Genomic DNA, 25,258 nt, shown 5'->3' on the forward strand with positions numbered 1-25,258 from the left:
CTTGAAGCGGCGATTTTGATCGCCATATTTATGAGCTATACTCTACGCAATTTAAAATTGTATTTAGGTGACTTGTGGAACGTTGGTTGGAATTTATGGGGAATCACCCCTTCTTGTTTGGAACACTTGGGGTTCTCATCGTTTTGTTCTTCGTTTTAGAAGGACAACGCAATGGTCGTAAGATTTCACCACAGTCTTTGGGTATTTTAGTCAAAGCTAAAAATGCTCTGCTGATTGATTTACGCGATGCGAAAGACTTTCGTGAAGGTCATATCAGCGGTAGCCGTAATATTCCGTATAGCCAAATTACAAGCCATCTTGAAGAGTTAAAATCTTCGGAGCGTCCACTGGTGTTTATTTGTAACCTCGGTCAAATCGCAGGTACAGCTCTGCAACAGGTCGGTCATGCTGATAGCTACCGTTTAGATGGCGGTGTGAATAATTGGAAAGTCCAAGGCTTACCGCTGATTAAAAGTAAATAATTCGCTTAAGGAGATATCTTAATGGCTGAAGTAGTAATTTATTCAACAACTGTATGCCCTTACTGCGTTCGCGCAAAACAACTTCTTGAGCGTAAAGGCGTTGCATATAAAGAAATTAATTTATCTAAAGAAGCGCCTGAAGTACGTCTTGAATTGATGCAACGCACCAATCACCGTACTGTTCCACAAATTTTTATTAACGACCAATTTATCGGTGGTTTTGATCAACTTTATGCTTTAGAGCGTGAAGGAAAACTCAACGAATTATTGGCTTAACACTTTCATTAAGTCACCCTCATATTAAGGATTAAAAAATGAGTGAACAACAAGCTCAACCGCAATTAGCACTTGAACGCATTTATACTAAAGATATTTCTTTTGAAGTTCCTGGGGCGCAAGTATTTACCAAAGAATGGCAACCTGAATTAAATATCAACCTGTCTTCTTCGGCAGAAAAAATTGATGCGACCCATTATGAAGTTGCATTACAAGTGGTTGTTCAAGCGAATAACGCAGGTGAAACAGCATTCATCGTTGATGTAACCCAATCCGGGATTTTCTTGATAGATAGCGTTGAAGAAGAACGTCTTCCTTATATTTTAGGTGCATATTGCCCAAATATTTTGTTCCCATTTTTACGCGAAGCTGTAAATGACATGGTAACGAAAGGAAGCTTCCCGCAATTGTTGCTTACTCCAATTAACTTCGATGCTGAATTCGAAGCGAATATGCAACGTGCTCAAGTTGCTGCTGAAGGTCAAGCTTAATCATATAAGCCTGCCTAATAAAAAAGACCGCTTTTGCGGTCTTTTTTAATGCCTAAATTCCCTCTCCTAAAGGAGAGGCTCAGGGAGAGATAAACTTAATGAATAATCTCTCTAACGCTCCCCCCATAGGGGAGAGGACCTAAGGTGTTTTTTATTCAGCATCTGCCATCAAATCTGCGCTCATACCGACGGTATTAAAGCCCGCATCAACATACATAATTTCGCCAGTAATCCCATTTGCCCAAGGCGAGCATAGGAATAAAGCCGCATTCCCCACATCTTCAATGGTTACATTACGTTTAAGGGGCGCAACTTTTTCATTTAAATCGAGCATTTTACGGAAAGATTTAATGCCTGATGCCGCAAGGGTACGAATTGGACCCGCTGAAATGGCATTCACACGAATACCTTCGCTACCCAAGCTTGACGCCAAATAACGTACGCCTGCTTCCAATGATGCTTTCGCCATACCCATTACATTGTAATTAGGCATCACACGTTCAGAACCTTGGTAAGTCAACGTCAGCAAGCAGCCTTGGCGAACTTTGAGTAATGGTTTCGCAGCGCGTGCCATTGCAACAAAACTGTATGCACTGATGTCGTGGGCAATGTTAAAACCTTCTCGGTCGGTAACATCGGTAAAGTCACCATCTAAAGTATGCGCTGGTGCAAAACCGATTGAATGAACCACGCCATCCAAACCATCCCAATGTTTTGCCAAGTCGATAAAAGCCTGATCAATTTCAGCATCGACAGCCACGTCACAAGGGAAAACTAAAGTTGAACCAAATTGAGTAGCAAAATCATCAACACGTTTTTTTAATTTTTCATTTGGGTAGGTAAATGCGAGTTCTGCACCTTCACGGTGCAAGGCTTGAGCAATACCAAATGCAATGGATAATTTACTTGCAACACCTGCGATTAAAAAACGCTTACCCGCTAATAGTCCTTGTGCCATGTGAATCTCACTCAAAATAATTTACAAGCATAATGCCAAGTCTGGAGCATTTGCGAAATTGCATAATGCGCCTTTTTTAGTATGTTCTGTAAAAATCATAAAAAATGCCCCTATTCTGTAGGAGCATTTTATTTAAATTCGTTGCATAGGAAGGATGATCAATCATCACCCTGTAATAAACCGAGCAAACGCAGGAATGAATAGTACATCCAGACCAAAGTCGCCAATAAGGCAATACCACACAGCCATTCCATCGCTTTCGGCGCATACTGTGCAGCAGATGATTCAATCAGGTCAAAATCGAGAATCAGGTTTAAAGAGGCAATCACTGCAACAAATGCTGCAAAGCCAATCCCGAGCCAGTTGCTTTCAAAAATGTAAGGAACACTTGAGCTAAAAGCCAGACGCATGACAATTTGCACCACAAAGACAATTGCGATTGCAATGGATGCAGATAGCACTACGGCTTTAAATTTTTCTGTGGCACGAATAATCTGAAAGCGATATAACGCGAACATTACCAAAGTGGTAATAAAAGTAGCCAGTAAAGCTTGTAAAGGTACGCCGGGGAATTTCACCTGAAAGATCACTGAAATTCCGCCTAAAAAAGCACCTTCAAACAAGGCATAAGGAATCGCCAATACAGGTGCTGTCTTAGGTTTAAATGTCGCGACAAGTGCCAGAATCAATCCACCAATCGCACCGACCATTGCCCCGGCATAGGCAAGAGATAAATTTAGGGTTATGAAGCTATAAAAAAACAGAGACAAACCTACCGCAGCCGCAATCACAGTCAGCAATACCGATTTTTGAATCGCGCCTTGCACAGTCATGGTTTGGTTAAAATCACTCTGGGTTTCCACCCGGGTTAAAATAGGGTTATTACTTTGCATAATTCACTCTTTATTTTTCATTTAGATTTTTAAAACAGTATAGGCAGGTTTTAACGATACAAGATGGATATTTGCAATATTCCACAAAACAGCGTAACTCAATCTCTTATATTCATAACAAACCCAGCAATGAAATACGAATATTTATAGATAAAAGGTTATTTCATATCATTTTTTAGATATCAATTTTTAAAGCAAGGAGTGAATTTTGCCATAATTGTAAGGCGAGACTATCGGGTTCAAGATGTAGAGACTGTGCCAGTCCAGCTAAAACATAAGGCAAATTGGCCGGGGTATTTCGGGTGCGGTGTTCTGTTGAGCTTTGACAGCATAATGGCGTCATATCCGGACAATCGGTTTCTAAAACCAGATGTTCAGCACCCACCTCCTGAACCACAGCATGTAATTTTTTTGCATTCGGATTGGTAATTTGCCCAGTTACACCAATTTTAAAACCAAGCTTAATAAAGGCTTTGGCTTCTTCTATGCCGCCACTAAACGCATGCGCAATACCGCCTCCTTTAAATTGATGCTGCTTTAAAATAGCCAATGTTTCAGCATGCGATTTACGGATATGTAATAACACAGGCTTATCAAACTGTTGTGCCAATTCAAGTTGCGCAGAGAAAAAATCTTGTTGTTTTTTAGAAATTTCAGCTTGCTTGTGCTGTTTTAGGAAAGTATCTAAACCAATTTCGCCAATCGCGACACATTCTTCATTTTTTAAAAGTTGTTCTAAATCTATAAGGTGTGAGCTTTGATGCTGTTCAATATAAAAAGGATGCAGCCCGGGAGCTAGATAGCTTTTGGGTGCATCCGGCAAGTGATTTAAAAAATGCTGAGTATGAACTAAATTTTTAAAGCGAGATTGCACAAAACCAATCAAAATCAACCGTTCAACCCCCACCGCTTTTGCAGCATACGCCAGTGGTTCCCGATCCGGATCAAAATCGGCAACATCAAAATGGGTGTGGGTATCAAACAGTGGATAAGACATTAAGATTGAGCTTTATTTTCCATAGCGCTACTTGCTGGTACTTCAACCGGAGGTAAATACTGTTTCTTCAGCACAGTTTGCAATTGATCATAAGGAATGGTTAAACGTGGCAATCCCACCACATACGGGCCAATTTCATATTCACCATATTGTAAAATCAAACCTTGGCTTGATAAATAAAAGTTATCCGATAAGGTGAATTTCCATGCCTGTTCATATTCTTCAACACTGTTGGCTAACTTAGACTCTACCACCCAGGTTTTAAACACTTCATGCGCTTTCTTTTCCAGAGCCGCTTTTTGATTCGGCGCTAAAATATCATTCAGTTCAACCTGTTTTTTCTGTTCCAAGTCAAAGTTATAGTAGCGCTGAGACGAAGAACCATGTGCTCCTCCCAAATAACTACTCGAATTCAAAACAACAGTCGCTAAAGGCAAGTCTGCATTTAAGATTTTCGGCTTAATCATTAAACTGATTTGATGATTGGCACTTAATGCCTTCAATTCTTTATCCAAAGACAAGAAATTCTCTAAATAAGGTGCAACTTGTTGTTCCAGTTTTTGCTTTGGCGTTTCAACTGCTAATAATGCTGCCTGTTTAGCAGCTTGATCCTGTGCTTTTGAATCTTTTAAATTTTCGGTAGTTGCCTGCTGATTTTCTTTCAACAATTTTGGCGAAATATCCAAAATTTGATCCAGCTGTTTTAGGATTTTCTGGTCAATAAAGTTATCAATAAAGGCTTGGTTACTGGAAAGACGTTCAATTGAAATTTCCGGACAACTATTGCCATCACATTCAGGTAAATCTAAAGTTAATTTTTCAGAATCCCCTGCCAATTTTAAGGCTTCAGCTTGAACCGCTTCCGATGCTGCCGTTTGATCCTGTTTAGGTTCGCTTTGCTTAGGTTGACATGCTGTTAATGCAATTGCTGTGGCAAGCACCGTTATTGAAAATATTGTTTTATTTTTTACCATTATCTGACCCATAACTTTAATTTCGTAAATTGACTTCTGTTAGATGCCTGTATTTACTACAGATAACTAGAACATATGCTGATACACATCAACTTTCAATAACTGTTGCGTTTGTTCTTTGCTTAAATAAATATCCAGTTGTTTACCATCCTGAACAATTTCATGGGTACGATAATGTAAACCAATCCCTTCTTGATCAAAGAACCAGTCCGCTTGTCCCCAAGACAGTTTTTTCGGTGCCTTCTGCTTTACTTCAGCTGTTTGTTCTTTTAACCACTTTTGATAAGCCTGCTGCACAATGCTATTCATGCTGTTTTGCTGCTTAGGCTCAATCAACTCCAATACAGGCACTGCTTTCTGTTTCTTGCGATCGGCCACAAAAAAGTAATAGCGTTCTTTAACTTTAATACCTTCCTGATTGGTATCCACCCCTAATTGCATCAAGACATATTGATTACGCTGATAGGCAATTCGTGTATACATCGAGAGTTCATAGGCTTTATTTTTGGAAAATTCAGCTTGCCATGCATCCGACTTTTTCACATACGCATTGATCGCCTGCTGTAAACTCATGTCCTGTTTAAGTCCAATCTGATCTTGAATGACCACGGCCTGGCTTTTGGCAATCCAGTCATTTAACCAGGCATCTTCGGTATGTACCGTTTGAATACTTAAATCAATACAGTTTTTGGTTTCACAAAAGGGTAAAGCTATTTTGGCATCCTGTTCTTGAATATTTAGATAGGGTAAAACCTCTGCTTTCTCAGTTTTCACTACCGGAGATTCAGCTTTTTCATGTAATTGATCTGGTTGTTCTTTTTTTGAAGCATCGCAAGCACTCAGCAGCAGACCCATGATGATCACTGATGCACCCACTATTTTCCCGTTCATGCTTACAACTCTTTTTCTAAAGTGACTGATCTATATAAATATATCTATCTAAATGATTCTACATAATAAAACAGCTTCATAAAGAAGCTGTTTTATTTTTCGTTATGTTTAGTGTTCGCGTGTAGCACGGAATTGGATATCCGGATAACGCTCCTGCATGAGCTGTAAGTTCACACGACTTGGCGCAAGGTAAGTCAAATGACCACCACCATCAATCGACAATTGATCATGGGCTTTTTTCTTAAATTCGTTGAATTTCTTTTCATCATCACATGAAACCCAACGAACCGTATTAATGTTTACCGGCTCATAAACGCAATCCACCTTGTACTCTTCTTTTAAGCGGTATGCCACCACTTCAAACTGAAGTACACCGACTGCACCCACAATCAAGTCATTACTGATTTGCGGCATAAAGACCTGAGTTGCACCCTCTTCAGAAAGCTCTTTCAAACCTTTTTGCAGTTGCTTGGATTTGAGCGGATCTTTTAAACGGACACGACGAAACATTTCAGGCGCAAAGTGCGGAATACCGGTAAAATGAACATCTTCACCCGATGAAAAAGCATCGCCAATCTGAATCGTACCGTGGTTGTGTAAACCAATGATATCGCCAGGCCACGCTTCTTCTAGCTGTTCACGTTCACCCGCCAAGAAAGTTAATGCATCACTAATACGCACATCTTTACCCAGACGGACATGATTCATTTTTAAACCTTTCTCATACTTACCTGAACAGATCCGCATGAAGGCAATACGGTCACGATGTTTCGGATCCATATTGGCCTGAATTTTAAATACGAAGCCGGTGAAACCTTCTTCAGTCGCTTCTACAATACGTTCTTTGGTTGGATGCGCCTTCGGTTCAGGTGCCCATTTAATGAAAGCATCCAGAACATGATCCACCGCAAAGTTACCTAAAGCAGTACCAAACAGAACTGGTGTTTGTTTACCTTGCAAGAATAGCTCACGATCAATCGGATCATTGGCCATTTGAACAAGCTCTAACGACTCTTCAAAAGCAGCAAAAGCGAGATCACCGACTTTTTCACGCAAGTCTGGATAGTCATAACCATCGCGGATTTCAATATCGGTAATGGTCGAACCAAAACCGGCTTTGTAAACGTAAAATTTTTCTTCTAACAGATTGAATACACCGGCAAAATCACGTCCTGTGCCCATTGGCCAAGTCAGTGGTACACAACGGATTTTTAATACGTTTTCAATTTCATCAAGCAATTCTAACGGCTCGCGGATTTCCCGGTCCATTTTGTTGACGAAGGAAATAATCGGTGTGTCGCGCATACGACACACTTCCATCAATTTAATGGTACGATCTTCGACCCCTTTGGCACCGTCAATCACCATCAGTGCCGAGTCAACTGCAGTTAACGTACGATAAGTATCTTCCGAGAAATCTTCATGTCCTGGGGTGTCCAGTAAGTTAATCACATGCTTTTTAAAAGGAAACTGCATAACTGATGTGGTGATGGAAATACCACGTTCTTTTTCCATTTCCATCCAGTCAGACGTTGCAGCACGGTCTGACTTGCGGCTTTTGACCATCCCGGCAACCTGAATTGCTTTACCCCATAACAACAGTTTTTCTGTCATGGTGGTTTTACCAGCATCGGGGTGGGAAATAATCGCGAACGTCCGTCGCTGCGCGACCTGTGCCGCTAATTCGTCTTTAAAACTCATGAAAGATACCTACTGCAGAATGGCAGTGTCAAAGATCAGAACTGATCAATATAAAAATTTGGCGATATTGTAGCAGATCATCCAACTTTTGAAATGAACTAAACTTGTTCAAAATTGACCCATCTTAAATAGGTAGCGCGTATTTGCTCTCTTCCAATCGATCAACCTTAACTGGCATTCCTAGTAGATATCCTTGCAATTGCTGACAACCTAAACGAGTTAGGATATCGGCCTGTAATGGTGTTTCCACGCCTTCTGCGGTGACCACCAAGCCTAATTTAATCGCTAACTGGATAATACTTTCTAAAATCATTTCATCTTTTGAACCGACGGACAGATCACGAATAAACTCTCGATCTATTTTCAATTCATCTACAGGTAAGTTCTTTAAATACAAGAAACTGGAATGGCCTGTTCCAAAATCATCAATCGCAAGTTTAATGCCCATCTGACGTAGGCGCTCAAAACTGCGAATACTGGCATCAATATGATGCATCGCGGTCGATTCAGTAATTTCAATGGCTAAATGATTGGGATTAATTTGATACTGATCAAATAAGCGCTCCAGTGTTGAAAACAAATGCTTATGTTCAAATTGCACCGCCGACAAATTCACGGCGAGTGGGAAATAATTTGAACCATTTTGTTCCCAGATTTGAATCTGTTTACAGGCTTGCTCGAGTGCCCAATAACCCATTTGAATAATCAGTCCGGTTTTTTCAGCACCATCGATAAACATATTCGGGGTCAACAGTCCCAAGCTTGGATGATTCCAGCGAATTAGCGCTTCCACACCACAAATTTCATGGCTTTTGGTGTTAAATTTAGGTTGATAAAATAGAATAAATTGTTGTTCTTCAACCGCTTTATACAAATCATTGATCAGTTTGGTTTGGCTTTTGGCCTCCTGTTGATCCACACTGTAATTAAACACCGAATAAGTATTTCGGCCATGATATTTAGACATCAACATTGCAGCATCGGCATTGATCAGCAAATCTTGTAAATTATTGCCATGGTCTGGATACATTGCAATTCCGATACTGCTCGAAATATTAATCTCTTTACCGGCAATTAAGAAACTGTCTTGGATCAGCCGCAATACTTGTTCCGATTTTTCAATCGCTTTTTCAATGTTTGCTGTTTCGAGCACCATCAAAAACTCATCACTACCGATACGAAGCAGTTTTTCCTTTTTTTCCAGTATGCGCTGAATGCGTGTAGAGAGTTGGACCAACAATTGATCACCGACATGATGACCAAATACATCATTTACTGCTTTAAAACGATCTAAATCAATATAAAGAAATGCAATTTTTTCATCTCTATAACGATGTTCAGTAAATAACAAATGTGAATATTCAGCCAAGAATAAACGATTCGGCAATTTGGTTAAATTATCCTGAACTGCTTGATTGGCAAGCTCTCGTTTGGCTTTAGAAAGCTGTCTATTGCGTGCTTCCAAGCGTTGTTCTAATACCGCGACGGTAAATACAGCCACCAGTATTAAACTGCTTACAAAAACCAGGCTAAATAAAATTAATCCTTGTCCATTTTTATAATTGGAAAGCAGCTGATTCGCATCAATAGAATAAAAAGCGGCAGAGGCCATACCGGTATAGTGCATGCCGACAATGGTAAGTGCCATCATGAAAGCAATAAAGGCTTTAATATACAGCAACTTGTGTACTGATTTTTTATATTTAAAGGTCAGCCAAAAGGTTAAACCTGAACCACTTATGGCAATCAAAACTGAGAAAAGGGCTAAGAGCGGATGATAATAAATTTCATGTTGATCAATGACTAAACCCATCATTCCGGTATAGTGCATTCCAGCGATGCCCAAGCCCATCAGTACCGCACCTAAAACAAGGCGTAAAAATGGTAAGGTTGCTCTGGTCGTGAGCCAGACCGCAAAGGTAGAAGCGACAAATGCGATCACATAAGACAGAAAAGTAAAGCCGTAGTCAAAAGAGTAGTCAGCAGGTAAATGACAAGCAAGTATGCCCACAAAGTGCATACACCAAATTGCAGCACCCCACATAGCTCCACTTATCACAAGAAGAATTTTTTCATATTGTTGACGTAAGCCACGGAATAATGATTGTTCAATCGACACTGCAAAATAGCAGGCCAAAACAGCAACAATAACTGAACCTATCACGAGGCTAAAATCATAATGTATATGAACCATATCAAGCTTCCGTATAGGTTATCTTTCTTGTTTTAATCCACGTTATTAATCTCATTTATCCTTTCACAGAAGCTTTTTACCAATTAAAGAGGAATAAAAAAACAGTCAATTAAAACAAGCATCTAATACTATTCTATTTTGGTCAAGTGATTATTACTCCATTCATTTTTATTACTAATTTTTTTATTTAATTATAGAAACATAGATCAAACTTTTATTCATTATCCCTACACCGGTCATATTTGTTGTGGTTCAAGGCATTTTATGTTTCTGGATAAAATTCAGCGCTAATAAAAAATCTGTTTGCCAATGACGACCAAAAGTCCAATCGGATGCATTATATCTTGTTGTATATCCACCTTCTTTAAAAGGGACGATTAATTTTAAAAGCAGCGATACATAGACAAATAAAAAACCAGTCAGACGAACTAACTGGTTTTTTGGATATTTAAAAAAGTAACGTGTAATGAGTCAGCTTAGTTTGCAGTCGCTTTACCCGATTGTAATTTCGCATAATCCAATAAAATATGGGCAGATTCAGTGACAAACACTTCTTCCTCAGGTAAAGCCGGACGTTGTGTTGCCTTCATTTTTGAACGTGACTCAATCAATGCATCCATAGACGCTTGGTAACTTTCCCAATTAGGATACGGCTTTTGACCTGTCACCGCACGACGCTGATTCTCTGCCTCTAAAGTTTTTTGTTCCAGCGCATTCAACTCTGCTTTACGCTGATCAATATCAAGAACTACACGCTTTTGCTCTTCGGTTTTTTTGGCAATCGCTTTGCGTTCTTCTAAATACTTAAATTGCGGATCGGCCACTACGCGCTGTTGCGACATTTTAGCCAGATTTTGTACATAGGGTTGTACAGAACCTTCACGCTTAAATGGAGCAGTTGGAATGGTATCCCACTTCAAGGCATTCTTGGCTTTACGCTCACCAAATTCTTCATTGTAGATATCCACCAGTTTAATATCCGGCACTACGCCTTTATTTTGGGTACTTCCACCCGTCACGCGATAGAACTTACGTTGTGTTAGAGTCGCCTGACCATGCGCCAGAGTATCCAGTTGAACTTGCGCTGTACCCTTACCGGTGGTTGTACTACCAATCACAATACCGCGTTCATAATCCTGAATGGCTGCAGAATAAATTTCACTGGCTGATGCTGATGCCAAGTTGACCATGACTGCAAGTGGGCCTGCATAGGTTTGCGCACCGCCATCGTTATCTTCAAACACGCTGACATTGCCATTGCCATCACGAATTTGCACCACGGGACCTGACTTAATCACTTGACCCAACATGCGAGCCACTTCTTCAAGTGAACCGCCTGGATTGTTACGTAAATCAATAATAATCCCGGACACATTTTTCGCAGCCAACGCTTTTAAAGCATTGTTGGTGTCTTCAGAAACTGAACGATAATCTGTGCCTGCACGGCGCGCGCGATAGTTTAAATAGAACGATGGAATTTCAATCACACCAAAAGTGTAGTTTTTACCATCACGCTTAATATCCACGGTACGTGAACGTACACCGGCATCTTCTTCCTGAATCACGTCACGAACCAGACTTACGGTACGCGCCTGACTCATGGATGCACCAGGACCGAGTAAACGCAGGCTGACCTTGGTTCCACGTTTACCGCGGATTAAGCCCACTACCTCGTTACTTGCCCAACCCACAACATCGACCATTTTATCGCCGTCTTGTGCTACACCAATAATGCGATCACCCGATTTAATCTGACCTGATTTACTGGCCGGCCCACCTTCAACAATGGTTTCAATCTTGGTGTAATCTTCATTACCGCGTTCCGGACGAATCGAAACCCCAATCCCCTCTAATTGCAAGGTGGTTTGACGGTTCAATTCCATCGCATCGACAGGCGGGAAATAGTTACTGTGCGGATCATAGGTCAACATCATCGCATTTAAAGTTTTGTCCAAGACATCATCACTTTTAACACGGCTAATGCGTTCAAGTTGACGGGTATAGCGCTTGGTCAAAGTTTGCACTGGAGTTAAATCTTCAGGGCTGGTTAAGTCCTGACCATTGGCTAAAGCAGGATTGTCTTTGAGTGCTTTCTGCTTTGCAGCCTCTTCTTCTTTACTAATGTTTAAGTTAATCAGCTGCGACACCAACATTTTCTGCCAATGTGCATGTTGCTCTGTTGCAGATTTGAAATAAGGCGCTTTTTCCCGATCAGTATCAATGTAAACATTGGTTTGTTTCAAGTTTTGCGGTTTTTTCAATTCAGCCAACATGAACTCATAAAACTGTTTCAAACGTTCACGATATTGGGCATGAATTAAATATGGACCCGACAAATCCCCTGCTTTTAGCGCAGCACCAAAATTTGCGCCATACTTTTTCTTATATTGTTCAACTTCAGGTGCTAAAAATAATGAATGATCTGCATCCAGGCTATCGAGATAAAAATCAAGAATTCGATTAGAGGTCGCTGCATCTAAGCGCTGATTTAAATAATGCTGACGGTCAACCAACGTGGCCAACTGGCGTGATACCAGCGCTTGTTCTTGCGTGGGTTGGATAGATTGAGAAACTGCAACTGTATCATTAGCTGCAATGGCCTCGTTCACTACATGAGAAAAGAAAAATCCGCCAGTCGCAATTGCAACTGCACAAGCTAATGTTTGAAGTTTCATAAATAATTCGTAATTCCTTGGTCTTTGACCAATATTGCAACGTCGTTTTTCAACATGAATGCAGTATATTCAAAATCTTAAACAACTTAATATGTGTATGACGTGTAGTTTTATCATATTCTGTACTGTCAAAATGTAGCAAATCATTGCAGAATTCGGGTATTGTTTTTTCTTTATAAAATTCCAACACGGACACCGATATGATTGGCGCATTGATGCTAGACATCGCTGGCACAGAACTTACTCAAGAAGATATTGAACTATTACGAACACCGCAAGTAGGTGGCATGATTTTATTTTCTCGAAATATAAAATCCCCCCAACAAGTTCGTGCTTTGACCGATCATATGCGTCGTATCAGACCCGACATTTTAATTGCGGTGGATCAGGAAGGCGGGCGTGTACAACGCTTAAAACAGGGCTTTAGCCTGCTTCCTGCCATGGGTCTTTTAGGTGAACTGTATTTAACTGAACCTGAACAGGCGGTTGATTTGGCTGAGCAATGCGGTTGGCTGATGGCAGCTGAAGTTCTGGCTGTCGGTATCGACTTTAGCTTTGCCCCAGTCTTGGACTTAAATGATGTCAGCGATGTGATAGGTGATCGTAGCTTTGCCAAAAATATTCAAGACATTGTCCCGCTGGCACGTGCCTTTTTAAAAGGCATGAAACGTGCGGGCATGGCCAATACGGGTAAACATTTTCCAGGTCACGGTTCAGTCAAAGCGGATTCGCATGTGGCAGCACCAGTAGATTCACGTTCTTATGACGAAATCTACAATAAGGATATGCAGACCTTTATTCAGCTCATGCCGCAACTGGATGCGCTCATGCCAGCGCATGTGATTTACGATCAGGTCGACCCTAACCCTGCCGGTTTCTCGCCATACTGGATTCAAACCATCTTACGTCAACAGTTGAACTTTGATGGCGTGCTTTTCTCAGACGACTTAACCATGCAAGCTGCCTGTGTAGCCGGTGGTGCTGATGCCCGCATTCAGGCTGCACTCAAAGCCGGCTGCGACATGGGCTTGGTCTGTAACGACCGCGCTGCAGCGTGTACTGCTTTAGAAGGAATTTGTGACTTGCCTTTACCCAATCAGGAGCGTTTAGAGCGTATGCGTGGAAAAATTCCTCAACTTACGGTTGGCGAAACACTAGAGTTAGGTACTGAATGGAAAAAAGTTCGCGATACGATCGAAAAGTTTAAAAATTCATTTAATTAATACGACAGAAGGAACACGACAAGGTGTTCCTTTTTCTTTATGATAATCAAACATAAAGTCATAGACTTGCTGTACATATTTGCTGATCTTCACTCTTAAAAGATATGAATCAGTCATATGAGAAGCCTATCAAACAATGATTTCTTTATTTAAAAATACAAAAACATAAAAGGTCAGGATGACATGACACAACCGCTTTCAGAACATCGCCACATTTCATTTACTGCGCATTATACCGGCTATATTTGGTACACCATGGGAATTTCACATCCCGTTTTTGCAACTTCTAAAGGCAAAATGCTCGCCAAACTGGTACATCCTTTAGAAAGTTGGGCTGAAAAATTTGTCGGTGGCAGTATGCGTACCACGCTGAAACAGCGTCACCGTATGATTGATCAGCATCTCACGCAATTAATTGAGCAACATCCAGATTTACAGGTCCTTGAAATCGCCAGTGGCTTATCACCACGCGGTTGGAACTTTCGACAAAAGTATCCCAACATTAATTATCGTGAACTCGATTTACCCGCTATGGCAAAAGTCAAAACTCAAGCCTTGAAACAAATTGATGTGAATAGCCCTGAGGTTTTATCAGTTGATTTATTCACGACAGATTTTGCACAGGCATTTCAGGTATTTGACCCAACTCGCCCATTGGTGGTGATTAGTGAAGGACTAATTAACTACTTTAACAAAGACATGTTATTGCAATTGCTGCAAGCAATTACCCATTATGGTCAGGACTTCAAAGAACTGCATTACCTGACCGATGTTTACCCGGAACCAGTGAAAAATAAATTAGCCAATTTTATTTGGGCCAGCAGCAAGTTACTGAAATGGATGTCGCGTAGCGCATTTAGTTTCCATTTCATCAACCCTCAACAAGCGCAAGATTTTTTCCAGCAAGCCGGTTTTGAACAGACCACAGTTGTTCAACCTCAGCAGTATTTTCAGAATCAGAAAAACCACCAATTACCTAGCGATGAACACTTGGGGGATTTGGTTTGGATGATCCATGCGAGCAAAAAAAACAGCGTTGAATAACGCTGTTTTCATTTTGGCAAGGAAGCGCTTAACTGACTGATTCCAGTACCAGCATCGCTTCTTTTTGTCGTTGCACATAACGCAATAAACGTTCTGCCACCTCAAAACTGCCATGTTTAAATAGGGCACGGATTTGTGTTGAGTCTACTGAAAATATTAAACATTCGATTTTAAACTGGCCTTCATCATCTTCCAAATGCAAAGCCAAATCACGCGGATATTGTTCAGCTTTTTTAGTTAAGCCTTCAGCAAACTCAAGTAAAACCCCAAAGAAGTTTAGATCAATAATATGAGTAGGCAATTGCAATGCTGAATGACGATGAGTCAATACAGTCATTGGGCTTTGTACCGCAATCCGCTCTTCACCGCGACGTTCCAAAGTCAACAACTGCGCCCGTGTCATCGCAATAATCCCTTCCACCTGATCAATCGATTGACCCTGTAAAAAAGTTGCAAACAAACTCATGGTTTCCTTACGGCGCTGTAATTGCGGTACATGATCTGCATTGGCAATCATTGCAAATTCCATATCGGGACATTGCAAGGCAAAATTTGCATTTTCATGCGGCAAGGTAAAACTGTCATATTGCCCACATGCGACTAGTACTTTACATTGCGGAATAGGGACATCGGTTAAACGCAATAAACGACTACAGTTAATTTCATAGCGATCTTGCTCGGTTGCAGTAAATTCAGCCATCTGTTTAAAGAACAAACGTTTTGCAGTCGGTGACATGCGGGTTTTATCCATTTTGGCATGATTGACCAAATACAAAATCACCGCTTGACCAAACTCATCCATGCGCTGTTCTTTCATTAAATGCAAAGACTCTTCCAGCAGCATACGCCAGCTTTTACGGGTTTTTTGCATCACGCCCATCAGAATCATCCGGTCAATCAATTCAGGGCGTTGATGTGCCAAGCCTGAAGCCACTACTGAACCTAAAGACATCCCCATGACTGAAACTTTGGACAAATTTTCTATATCCAGCCATTCACCGAGCATACATGCCAAATCCGGTAATTCCAAAGTTCCTGCGGAAACTCCTGTATCACGATTGGTAATTTGCTGATTGGCACCCATAGAAGGTAAGTCAATGAGGATAATCGGACCTGCACTCAGCAATTGTTCAACACAATATTTATAAGAGTTAAAATTTTGAAATGCCCCGCCAACAATGACGATTGGAGTGTTGTGAATCGTTTCAGGTTGAGTAATCGCCATATATTCAATTTTCCAGCCCTTGATCCACGTTGTACGTGCAGGTTGTTTAAAACTGTTTCTATGGTAAAGATCAAAAAAGCCAAAACTCGTGTTTGATTCTTGTACTTCCGAGTCCATTTGGATCATGGAATTCATATCCCTTCCTCCATCTTGCCTTATTTTTATTTTTCAAGAAAATAAATATTGAATTTCTGCACTGCATCCATTCATTTGCTTTAATTATCAGACATCAATGTCACTATTTTTTATTCTATACAGAGGATCATTTGACACGCAACTTATTCCATGACCACTCATCTAAATTTACAAACAAAAGGATTTCAAAATATTAAGTGCTTTAAAATTTTCAGCGCTTTTTTCCAGATAGATGCTTCATTGTCTTGTTCTAGACTGTTACTATCGAAGTGTAATTTCTAAGTGATCAACCGCTATGCAAGATTCAATTGAACAATATATGCAAACGGTAGGACAACAAGCACGCCAAGCTTCTCGCGTGTTAGCAAGCGCTTCTACCCAAATAAAAAACAATGCTTTATCTGCAATTTACACTGCTTTACAAGACAGTGAAGCTGCGATTTTAGCTGCGAACCAACTGGATATGACCCAAGGTCGTAACAACAATTTGGACAGTGCATTACTTGATCGCTTAGAACTCACCCCCACACGCTTTAAAGGCATGCTGCACGGCTTAAAAGATGTCATGAGTCTGGTCGACCCTATTGGGGAAATCACCGATTTAGCCTTCCGCCCTTCCGGAATTCAACTCGGTAAAATGCGTGTACCTTTAGGTGTTGTCGGCATGATTTACGAATCGCGCCCGAATGTTACCCTTGAAGCAGCAGCACTTGCGCTCAAGTCAGGCAATGCCATTATTTTACGTGGCGGTTCTGAAGCACTGCAATCCAATAAAGCCATTGCCGAAGCGATTCAACATGGATTAAAAACTTCAGGTTTACCTGAAACTTCAGTGCAAGTGATCAATACAGCTGATCGTGCAGCGGTCGGTCATCTGATTACCATGTCTGAATATGTGGATGTGATTGTTCCACGTGGCGGCAAAGGGCTGATTGAACGGGTGAGCAATGAAGCACGTATTCCGGTGATCAAGCATTTAGATGGTAATTGCCATGTCTTTGTTGAAGCACAAGCCGATTTGCAAAAAGCCTTACCGATCGCGCTGAATGCCAAGACCCATCGTTATGGCGTCTGTAATGCCATGGAAACCCTGTTGGTCGATGAGAAAGTCGCTGAAGACTTCTTACCAAGCATTGCTGAACTCTATGCAGAAAAACAGGTTGAACTGCGGGGCTGCCGCGAAACGCAGCGCATTCTAGGTTCAACTGTAAAACCTGCCAGCGAAGAAGATTGGTACACCGAATATTTAGGTCCAATTTTGGCGGTTAAAGTGGTCAGCGGTATTGAGGAGGCGATTGATCATATCAACAAATATAGTTCACACCATACCGATGCCATCATTACTGAAAACTACAGTCTTGCTCGCCAGTTCTTGGCTCGCGTTGATTCAAGCTCGGTGATGATCAATGCCTCTACCCGTTTTGCCGATGGCTTTGAATATGGCCTAGGTGCAGAAATCGGTATTTCAACCGACAAGATTCACGCCCGCGGTCCTGTGGGTCTTGAAGGTCTGACTTCACAAAAATGGGTGGTGTTTGGGGATGGCCAAATTCGCCAATAAGTACAACCCTTAATAAAATCAGTGCTATGTTCAGCTTCAATAATGAGGCTGAACACAGCAACTACATTATTTTTAAGCTAAATTTTATAAGATGATAAAAATAATCATAAAAGGGAAAATGTGATGTTTTATTATTTAATGATCAGTACATTTGTATTGGCATTACTGGTTTCATTTGCGGTAATGAAAATTTTCTCTCATTCTATTAATCAGATTCTGGCGCGAATCATTAACGATCCCATTCATGAAGCCTGGGCAAAATACACCAAATTTGCCGGCATGGTTGTCGGTACATCGTCCGGCATTCGTATTTACGATATGGAAAAATACATCACCCCCCTGACCTACACCGACAATGATAAAAAAATTGTCATTGAGCTCACACAGGAACGCTGGGTACTGGAAATTTATCGAACGATTATTGAAACATTACAGGGCTTGGCCTGGATGATGCTGGTATTTTTTATGGTGGCGCTGATTGCCTATGTGATTGTACGTTGGTCAGAAATAAAGTATCAAAAGTAAATATTAAAACAACGCTTACCCCCTGCTCACAATTGACCATGCATGCTAGATTAGAGTAAAGCCAAGCAGATATCTTATAATTAAGTACTATTTCATTAATAAATGAAATCTATCAACTGACAAATTTTAATTATTATTGTCTTATCGGTCGATAGTGCTTAAGTCTAATCTGCTAAAGTCTAGCTTGTGGCTATAAAAACCAACATGGTACAACTATTAAATAGATCGGATGATGCCTAGTAAAATAAAGGTTACCGATCAGGGGTAATACAACAATTCAAGTACGATAATTTTCAGTTAAGGAATACGTCATGCCTAAATCAGTACTCGTCATCAATTGCGGATCTTCATCAATTAAGTTTGCACTTTTGCTTGAAGATAAAGAATTCCGCATCTATGGTTTGGCTGAAAACTTGGGTACGCCTGAAGCGCGCATCAAAGGCGTGACCGTAGGCAATGAACCTGTGGATATTCGTATTCCGAATGCTGATCACAAAGAAGCGTTAGAAGTAGGTTTAGAACGTCTAGCCAATTATAAACCCGATGCAATCGGTCATCGTATTGTGCATGGTGGCACGCTCACCAAAGCTGAATTATTGACTGATGATATTATTGAAAAAATTCGTGAAGCAACGCCACTTGCCCCGCTCCACAACCCTGCACATTTAGTCGGTATTGAAGCAACCAAACGTCTTTTTCCCGACTTGCCGCAAGTCGCTGTATTTGATACAGCTTTTCACCAAACCATGCCGGAACATGCTTTCCGTTATGCCTTGCCAAAATTCTTATATACCGAGCACAATGTCCGCCGTTACGGTTTCCACGGCACAAGCCATGCCTATGTATCGGAACGCGGTTCAGAACTGGCAGGCAGCTTCAAACAAGGCGGCTGGTTAACTGCTCACCTCGGTAACGGTAGCTCGACGTGTGCAATTTGGAATGGTGAAAGTGTTGATACCTCTATGGGTCTAACTCCGCTTGAAGGTATCGTGATGGGAACCCGTAGTGGTGATGTTGACCCAAGTATTCATAGCTTCTTGGCCAGCAACCTAGGCTGGGACATTTATAAAATTGATAAAATGCTAAATAGCCAAAGTGGTTTATTGGGTTTATCGAATAATCTATCCAATGACATGCGCACCTTAATTGAAGCCTCTGAACAGGGCAATGAAGATGCCGCGATTGCCATTGAAGTATTCTGCTACCGCCTCGCTAAATCTCTTGCAGCCTTAAGCTGTGGCTTGCCGCGTATCGATGGTCTGTTCTTTACCGGTGGTATCGGTGAAAACTCTGCCTATATCCGTGAAAAAACATTGGCATACCTGCCGCACTTCGGTTTCAACTTAAGCAAAGAACAAAACGACAACTTGAAACGCGGAACAGAGGGTCGTATAGACGCAGGTACCGGTCCTCAAATTTGGGTTGTTCCTACCGATGAAGAAGGTCGCATTGCACAAGAAACCGAAAATGTTGTGAATGAGGTGAGTCAAGCCGCTGCAAAAAAGTTTGAAGCAGATGTGGAGATGGCTTAAGCCATCGCACATTTTATGATGCTCATCACTGAATCCTTTTTATTTAGAATCAAGCTATGAAAACAATTTTATTAGTTCCAACCGGGGAAGGCGTAGGGTTAACTTCAGCCAGCCTGGGTTTAGTCTATGCTTTGGAATGCCAAGGGGTAAAAGCCGGTTTTCTTAAACCATTTTCACAAGAACAAAATCAACAACTAGATGGTACAACAGCGCTGTATCGTCATTTATCAAATAGTGAAACAGTTGAACCGATTTCTTATGCCAAATTAATTCAGCAAATTAATCAAGATGAAAGTGATGAACTACTCGAAGAAGCAGTACGTCTGCATCGTCAGATCGCCAAGAATCATGACCTGATTATTGTTGAAGGCTTATTACCGAACAGTCGGGATGCTTTTGCTTCTGAAATGAATGCGACTTTGGCGCAAGCACTCGATGCCAAAGTCATTATTGTCAGCAATGCCGATATTAATACGCCAGAATTGAGCGCAGAAAAAGTCGAAAATCAGTTACGCTATTTTGGCGGTGCCTCTTCTACCCGTATGGCGGGCATCTTGTTTATGCGCACCAAGGGCTTGCATGAAGATTCTGCTCAGGTGCCGGTCACATTTGACCCCAGTTTACGCCTGATTGGTGAGACCCAAAAATTTGTTACAGCAATTCAAAAAACTCATCCCCATCTGGGTTCCGAAAAGCTTCCAGTGATTGGCTTAGTGCCCTTCAGCGACACCTTAAGTGTCCCGCGAATTTCGGATCTGGCTTCGCATATTTCAGCTGAATGGATTAACCAGGGTGAAGCATCAAAGCGTCGTGTATTGCACAGCAGTTTAATTGCCTCAAACATTGAACATGAACTGAATAAATTTGTAGCCGGTGAACTGATTATTAGTGCCTCTGACCGTATTGATGTTTTACTGGCAAGTAGCCTCGCTAGCAGCAACGGCATTCCTCTAGCCGGCTTGGTGTTAACTGAACACCATGAGCCAAATGCTTCGGTTTTAGCTTTCTGCCAGACTGCTATCAAAAATGGTTTACCGATTCTGCATACACCGCTCAGTACCTTTGAAACGGCACAAAGACTTTCAAATTTAAGCAATGAAATTCCAATCGATGATACTGAACGCGCAGAGCAAGTCAGCCGTTTCGTATCCAGTCACCTGAATGCAGACTGGATTGCCCTACTGCTAAATGGTTCTTATAAGCCTCGTTTATCGCCGTCTGCTTTTCGTCATGAGTTGGTTCAAAAATCCATTATAGCAAAAAAACGTATTGTGCTGCCTGAAGGTGATGAACCGCGTACTATTCAAGCGGCTGCCATTTGTCAATCGCGTGGTATCGCACGCTGTGTGTTATTGGCAAAACCTGAAGTTGTGATTGAAATTGCCAAAGCGCGTAATATCGAATTGCCGCATGATCTTGAAATTATCGATCCTGACCTAATTCGTGAAAACTATGTGTCGAAAATGGTGGAGCTGCGTAAAGGTAAAATTAACGAATTACAAGCGCGTGAGCAATTACAAGATACCGTGGTACTCGGTACGATGATGCTTGCCCTTGATCAAGTTGATGGACTGGTCTCTGGCGCAGTACACACCACCGCCAATACAGTTCGCCCTGCATTCCAGTTGATTAAGACCGCACCTGATTACTCATTGGTATCCTCTGTGTTCTTTATGTTGTTACCGGATGAAGTCTACGTTTACGGTGACTGTGCAATTAACCCAGATCCAGATGCCACAGAACTAGCTGAAATCGCAATTCAATCTGCCGATTCCGCCAAAGCCTTTGGCATTGACCCGCGTATTGCCATGATTTCTTACTCAACCGGTACTTCCGGTACAGGTGCAGATGTAGAGAAAGTGGCTGAAGCAACACGCATTGCTAAAGAACGTCGTCCTGATTTGCTGATTGATGGTCCACTTCAATACGATGCAGCATCGGTTGAAAGTGTGGGGCAATCCAAAGCACCGGGTTCGCCGGTTGCCGGCCGTGCCAATGTATTTATTTTCCCGGATTTAAATACCGGTAACACCACCTACAAAGCCGTACAGCGTGCGGCTAATGTAGTGAGTGTGGGACCAATGTTGCAAGGTTTAAATAAACCTGTGAATGACTTGTCTCGTGGTGCTTTGGTGGATGATATTGTGTTCACAATTGCCTTAACAGCGATTCAAGCAGAGCAACAAGCTGCTCAATAACTGTTAAATTTTAGTTTTCCAAGCCATCTGATTGAAAAATTGGGTGGTTTTTTTATGATGTATAGGCTGATTTTAAACTCATCAAGATTGAAAACAACTCATTGTATTCATGCTTAATTTAAAATTAGAGCTTAAAAATATTAGGACCCGGATAAACACGGACTTTGATCCTGTTGAGACAGCAAGCTTATGCCTGAATATTGATCATAATTTCTCTGAATTCTATGACAGTGCTCATGATGAAATTATGTGTTTAATTGCTATGGATGGGTGAAGAGTTTTATTTTGAAAAAGAACAAGCACTACAGATAATAGACTTTCTTATTGATCAGCATGAATGCTTTTAGCATTTTTTATAGGCAACATTATTTTCAGTAAGATCAGGCATCTACAGATCTGATATTTAGCATCTTGAATATAGAATTAGAAACATCAATTGATCAGCTCAGCTATGACTTTGACCATTATTGCTAGAAAAGATAGAACTCAATTTTTTTGTAGCAGCCACACCGTATGCCCGGCACAGTCCTGATCTTCAGCAACCATTTTCACGACTTCAAAATCATGATCCTTCAATAACTGGGTATATTCCTCTAGCGACAAACTGGCATGATACAAAGCATCGCCAAACATATCTCCAATGGCTTCTCCATGACTTACTTGGCCCACTGCTAAACATCAATGCAGCGCTGGGCTTGCTATGCTGCTGAAATATTGAAAACATCGCTAGCTGATTATCTGGAGCAAGATGAAAAAAACTGTCCCACGCTAAAATGCCTTGAAACTTTTGTCCTAAATTTATCTGACGCATGTCTGCCTGAATCCAGCTCTGTTCAGGAAAATTTTGTTGTGCCATTTCAATCATGCCCTCAGAACTATCCACACCCTCTACGGAATGACCTTGTGCAATTAAATAGGCGGCAATAGGTTTCGCTGAACCACAGCCTAAATCAAGGATGGTTGAATGCTTTGGAAGGAGTGAAAGAAAATGATCGAGCCATGCTTTCTCATAAAGCAATTGACCACGCAATTCTGTCCATGCACGGGCATGTTTTTTATAGATTTCAATTATATTTTGTGCATATTCGGAGTGATCTTTCATCAGCGAAGTTTTCATACTATTAAAATAGTATACGCAGATTTAGATCGACATTTGAAGATTTGAATTTATAGGAAGTTATTAGAATGAAAAAATTAAAGCAAAAAAAAGAAGATAGAGCTTAAGCCTGATCTTCTTTTTGACCGTAAATCCATGTCGCTGCGATATATAAAGAGAAACCAACAACTGAAACCACTGCAGTAATCATATGCGTCTTACACTCTAGATTTAATGCACTTATTATGTAAAAGTTTTATGACAACTTTATGACAGTACTGTCATATTTTACACAACTTGAAATCACTATATTAGTTTATAATTTTCAAATACTTAATATAAAAACAACCTCATAATATTTTAATAAATATTTTAAATACTCTATTTAGCCTCAAATATGACAGCCTTTTTTCAAATTTATGACAGACACCCTGACAAAAATGACAGTGAACTGGAGCTGAAATTTGCCATTAAACTTTTGGCCAAAAAGCAGTCAAAACACCCACAGAACTTGCTTTTTATCTTATAATTTAGCCCGCTAGCTAACAGCCCGCTCAAGAGATATTTGATATGACAACTATTATCAAGCAAGATGACTTGATCACATCAGTAAAAGATGCGCTTCAGTTCATTTCTTACTATCATCCACAAGACTTCATCCAAGCGATGAGCCGTGCTTATGATCGTGAAGAGAACAAAGCCGCAAAAGATGCTATTGCACAAATCTTAATTAACTCTCGTATGTGTGCAGAAGGCCATCGCCCGATCTGCCAGGATACTGGGATTGTTAACGTATTTCTTGAAGTTGGTTTAGACGTTAAATTTGATTTAAGCATGAGCTTGGATGACGCGATTAACGAAGGGGTACGTCAGGGTTATCTTGAAAACTCGAACATTCTTCGCGCATCAGTTTTAGCGGATCCTGCTTTTGGTCGTAAGAACACCAAAGACAACACACCTGCTGTGATCCATTACAAACTCGTACCGGGTGACAAAGTCGATATTACTGTGGCTGCTAAGGGTGGCGGTTCAGAAAACAAATCTAAACTTGCGATGTTAAATCCATCTGACTCAATCGTAGACTGGGTACTTAAAACTGTTCCAACCATGGGTGCAGGCTGGTGTCCTCCTGGTATGCTCGGTATCGGTATTGGTGGTACTGCTGAAAAAGCCATGATGCTTGCCAAAGAAGCATTGATGGAAGAAATCAACATGGACGAGTTGCTTCGTCGTGGTCCACAAAGCCAACTTGAAGAACTTCGAATCGAAATCTTCGAAAAAGTAAATGCTTTGGGTATTGGTGCACAAGGTCTTGGCGGTTTAACGACTGTTCTCGATATCAAAATCAAAGATTACCCTTGTCATGCTGCGGGCAAACCAGTCGGTATGATTCCGAACTGTGCTGCAACGCGTCACGCCCACTTCCAGTTAGACGGTTCTGGTGTAGCTCATATTCAGGCGCCTAAACTTTCTGACTACCCTGCTGTAACTTGGGATTCTTCTACTTCTAAACGTGTTGACCTAGATAACATTACTCAAGAAGAAATGAACTCTTGGCAACCAGGTGACACATTACTTCTTAACGGTACAATCTATACCGGTCGTGATGCTGCGCACAAACGTATGGTTGACATGATCAATAACGGTGAAGAGCTTCCTGTAGATCTTAAAGGTAAATTCATTTACTACGTTGGCCCTGTCGATCCGGTGGGTGATGAAGTGGTTGGTCCTGCTGGTCCTACAACCGCTACACGTATGGACAAATTCACACGTCAAGTTTTAGAACATACTGGTTTGTTCGGTATGATTGGTAAAGCGGATCGTGGCCCTACTGCTATTGAAGCAATTAAGGATAACAAAGCAACTTACTTGATGGCCGTCGGTGGCGCTGCCTACCTAGTATCTAAAGCTGTTCGTCAAGCTGACGTTGTTGCATTTGCTGACTTGGGTATGGAAGCTATCTACAAATTTGTAGTGGAAGATATGCCTGTATCTGTAGCAGTAGATGTGAATGGTACTTCTATTCACGCAACTGCACCAAAAATCTGGCAAGCGAAAATTGGTAAAATCCCAGTAGTTGATGCTGCTGCGGTTTAATTTTCCAAGCAAAAAAAGCACCCATTCGGGTGCTTTTTTTATTCCTCTAAAAATATTTTTTACTCAACCCACAATGCATGTTGAATTTCA

At 41.1% G+C, this 25,258-nt stretch carries 19 protein-coding genes and 1 pseudogene; 10 read left to right on the forward strand and 10 right to left on the reverse strand.

Translation table 11 applies throughout. The features are described from left to right. The first annotated feature begins 74 nt into the window (after positions 1-74). Genes E0H80_RS03055 through secB form a run of 3 tightly spaced genes read left to right on the forward strand, consistent with a single transcriptional unit; the run spans position 75 to position 1,249 of the window. Complete coding sequence (locus E0H80_RS03055) at positions 75-482, forward strand: rhodanese-like domain-containing protein (protein ID WP_067866544.1); 408 nt, start codon at positions 75-77, stop codon at positions 480-482. Between the two features lie 21 nt (positions 483-503). Beyond that, positions 504-758 (forward strand): glutaredoxin 3, encoded by a 255-nt coding sequence (grxC, locus tag E0H80_RS03060; RefSeq protein WP_131363045.1) that lies wholly within the window; start codon positions 504-506, stop codon positions 756-758. Between the two features lie 38 nt (positions 759-796). Further along, entirely contained in the window at positions 797-1,249 is a 453-nt protein-coding gene (gene secB / locus E0H80_RS03065) for a protein-export chaperone SecB (RefSeq protein WP_067866540.1), read from the forward strand. 151 nt (positions 1,250-1,400) lie between these two features. On the opposite strand, the gene E0H80_RS03070 is transcribed toward secB, so the two are convergent. The 8 genes from E0H80_RS03070 to E0H80_RS03105 all read right to left on the reverse strand — a co-directional run bounded on the left by E0H80_RS03070 (position 1,401) and on the right by E0H80_RS03105 (position 12,532). Then, positions 1,401-2,207, reverse strand: coding sequence for an enoyl-ACP reductase FabI (locus E0H80_RS03070; protein WP_131363047.1), 807 nt, complete (start codon positions 2,205-2,207; stop codon positions 1,401-1,403). A 158-nt stretch (positions 2,208-2,365) separates the two neighbouring features. Further along, positions 2,366-3,100 (reverse strand): Bax inhibitor-1/YccA family membrane protein, encoded by a 735-nt coding sequence (locus tag E0H80_RS03075; protein ID WP_131363049.1) that lies wholly within the window; start codon positions 3,098-3,100, stop codon positions 2,366-2,368. Positions 3,101-3,275: 175 nt separating this feature from the next. Then, complete coding sequence (locus E0H80_RS03080) at positions 3,276-4,097, reverse strand: TatD family hydrolase (RefSeq protein ID WP_131363051.1); 822 nt, start codon at positions 4,095-4,097, stop codon at positions 3,276-3,278. Next, positions 4,097-5,071 carry an RsiV family protein gene (locus tag E0H80_RS03085; RefSeq protein ID WP_131363053.1) on the reverse strand — a complete coding sequence of 325 codons (975 nt, stop codon included), beginning with the start codon at positions 5,069-5,071 and terminating at the stop codon, positions 4,097-4,099. Before E0H80_RS03085 ends, E0H80_RS03080 begins: the two co-directional genes overlap by 1 nt. Before the next feature lie 66 nt (positions 5,072-5,137). Next, on the reverse strand, positions 5,138-5,962 hold the full coding sequence (locus E0H80_RS03090) for a hypothetical protein (RefSeq protein WP_131363055.1): 825 nt from the start codon (positions 5,960-5,962) through the stop codon (positions 5,138-5,140). A gap of 108 nt (positions 5,963-6,070) precedes the next feature. Further along, positions 6,071-7,663, reverse strand: a complete 1,593-nt coding sequence (locus E0H80_RS03095; RefSeq protein WP_067866528.1) for a peptide chain release factor 3 — start codon at positions 7,661-7,663, stop codon at positions 6,071-6,073. 124 nt (positions 7,664-7,787) lie between these two features. Next, a complete protein-coding gene (locus E0H80_RS03100) occupies positions 7,788-9,857 on the reverse strand; it encodes a putative bifunctional diguanylate cyclase/phosphodiesterase (RefSeq protein ID WP_131363057.1) in 2,070 nt (689 codons plus the stop codon). 476 nt (positions 9,858-10,333) lie between these two features. After that, positions 10,334-12,532 (reverse strand): carboxy terminal-processing peptidase, encoded by a 2,199-nt coding sequence (locus E0H80_RS03105; RefSeq protein WP_131363059.1) that lies wholly within the window; start codon positions 12,530-12,532, stop codon positions 10,334-10,336. Positions 12,533-12,732: 200 nt separating this feature from the next. Between E0H80_RS03105 and nagZ the strand changes: the two genes are divergently transcribed. Further along, positions 12,733-13,755: a beta-N-acetylhexosaminidase gene (gene nagZ / locus E0H80_RS03110; protein WP_131363061.1), complete on the forward strand. Its 1,023-nt coding sequence runs from the start codon at positions 12,733-12,735 to the stop codon at positions 13,753-13,755. Between the two features lie 183 nt (positions 13,756-13,938). After that, positions 13,939-14,799, forward strand: coding sequence for a class I SAM-dependent methyltransferase (locus E0H80_RS03115; RefSeq protein ID WP_131363064.1), 861 nt, complete (start codon positions 13,939-13,941; stop codon positions 14,797-14,799). Between the two features lie 28 nt (positions 14,800-14,827). Here E0H80_RS03115 and E0H80_RS03120 read toward each other — a convergent pair whose 3' ends face one another. Continuing rightward, complete coding sequence (locus E0H80_RS03120; protein WP_131363066.1) at positions 14,828-16,159, reverse strand: alpha/beta fold hydrolase; 1,332 nt, start codon at positions 16,157-16,159, stop codon at positions 14,828-14,830. Between the two features lie 295 nt (positions 16,160-16,454). Here E0H80_RS03120 and E0H80_RS03125 point away from each other — a divergent pair, with 295 nt between their 5' ends. The 4 genes from E0H80_RS03125 to pta all read left to right on the forward strand — a co-directional run bounded on the left by E0H80_RS03125 (position 16,455) and on the right by pta (position 21,975). Beyond that, complete coding sequence (locus tag E0H80_RS03125; protein ID WP_131363068.1) at positions 16,455-17,720, forward strand: glutamate-5-semialdehyde dehydrogenase; 1,266 nt, start codon at positions 16,455-16,457, stop codon at positions 17,718-17,720. Between the two features lie 123 nt (positions 17,721-17,843). Then, positions 17,844-18,245, forward strand: a complete 402-nt coding sequence (locus E0H80_RS03130; protein WP_131363070.1) for a hypothetical protein — start codon at positions 17,844-17,846, stop codon at positions 18,243-18,245. 311 nt (positions 18,246-18,556) lie between these two features. Continuing rightward, positions 18,557-19,777, forward strand: a complete 1,221-nt coding sequence (locus E0H80_RS03135; RefSeq protein ID WP_131363072.1) for an acetate/propionate family kinase — start codon at positions 18,557-18,559, stop codon at positions 19,775-19,777. 56 nt (positions 19,778-19,833) lie between these two features. Continuing rightward, the gene (gene pta / locus E0H80_RS03140) at positions 19,834-21,975 is read left to right on the forward strand and encodes a phosphate acetyltransferase (protein ID WP_131363074.1); all 2,142 of its coding nucleotides are present in this window, start codon (positions 19,834-19,836) and stop codon (positions 21,973-21,975) included. A gap of 486 nt (positions 21,976-22,461) precedes the next feature. Here the strand turns inward: pta and E0H80_RS03145 are convergent. Continuing rightward, a pseudogene (locus E0H80_RS03145) lies at positions 22,462-23,077 on the reverse strand (class I SAM-dependent methyltransferase). Between the two features lie 564 nt (positions 23,078-23,641). Here E0H80_RS03145 and E0H80_RS03150 point away from each other — a divergent pair. Beyond that, complete coding sequence (locus E0H80_RS03150) at positions 23,642-25,168, forward strand: fumarate hydratase (protein WP_067866504.1); 1,527 nt, start codon at positions 23,642-23,644, stop codon at positions 25,166-25,168. Positions 25,169-25,258: the final 90 nt, after the last annotated feature.

This window comes from Acinetobacter sp. ANC 4779, assembly GCF_004331055.1.
Classification (GTDB): domain Bacteria; phylum Pseudomonadota; class Gammaproteobacteria; order Pseudomonadales; family Moraxellaceae; genus Acinetobacter.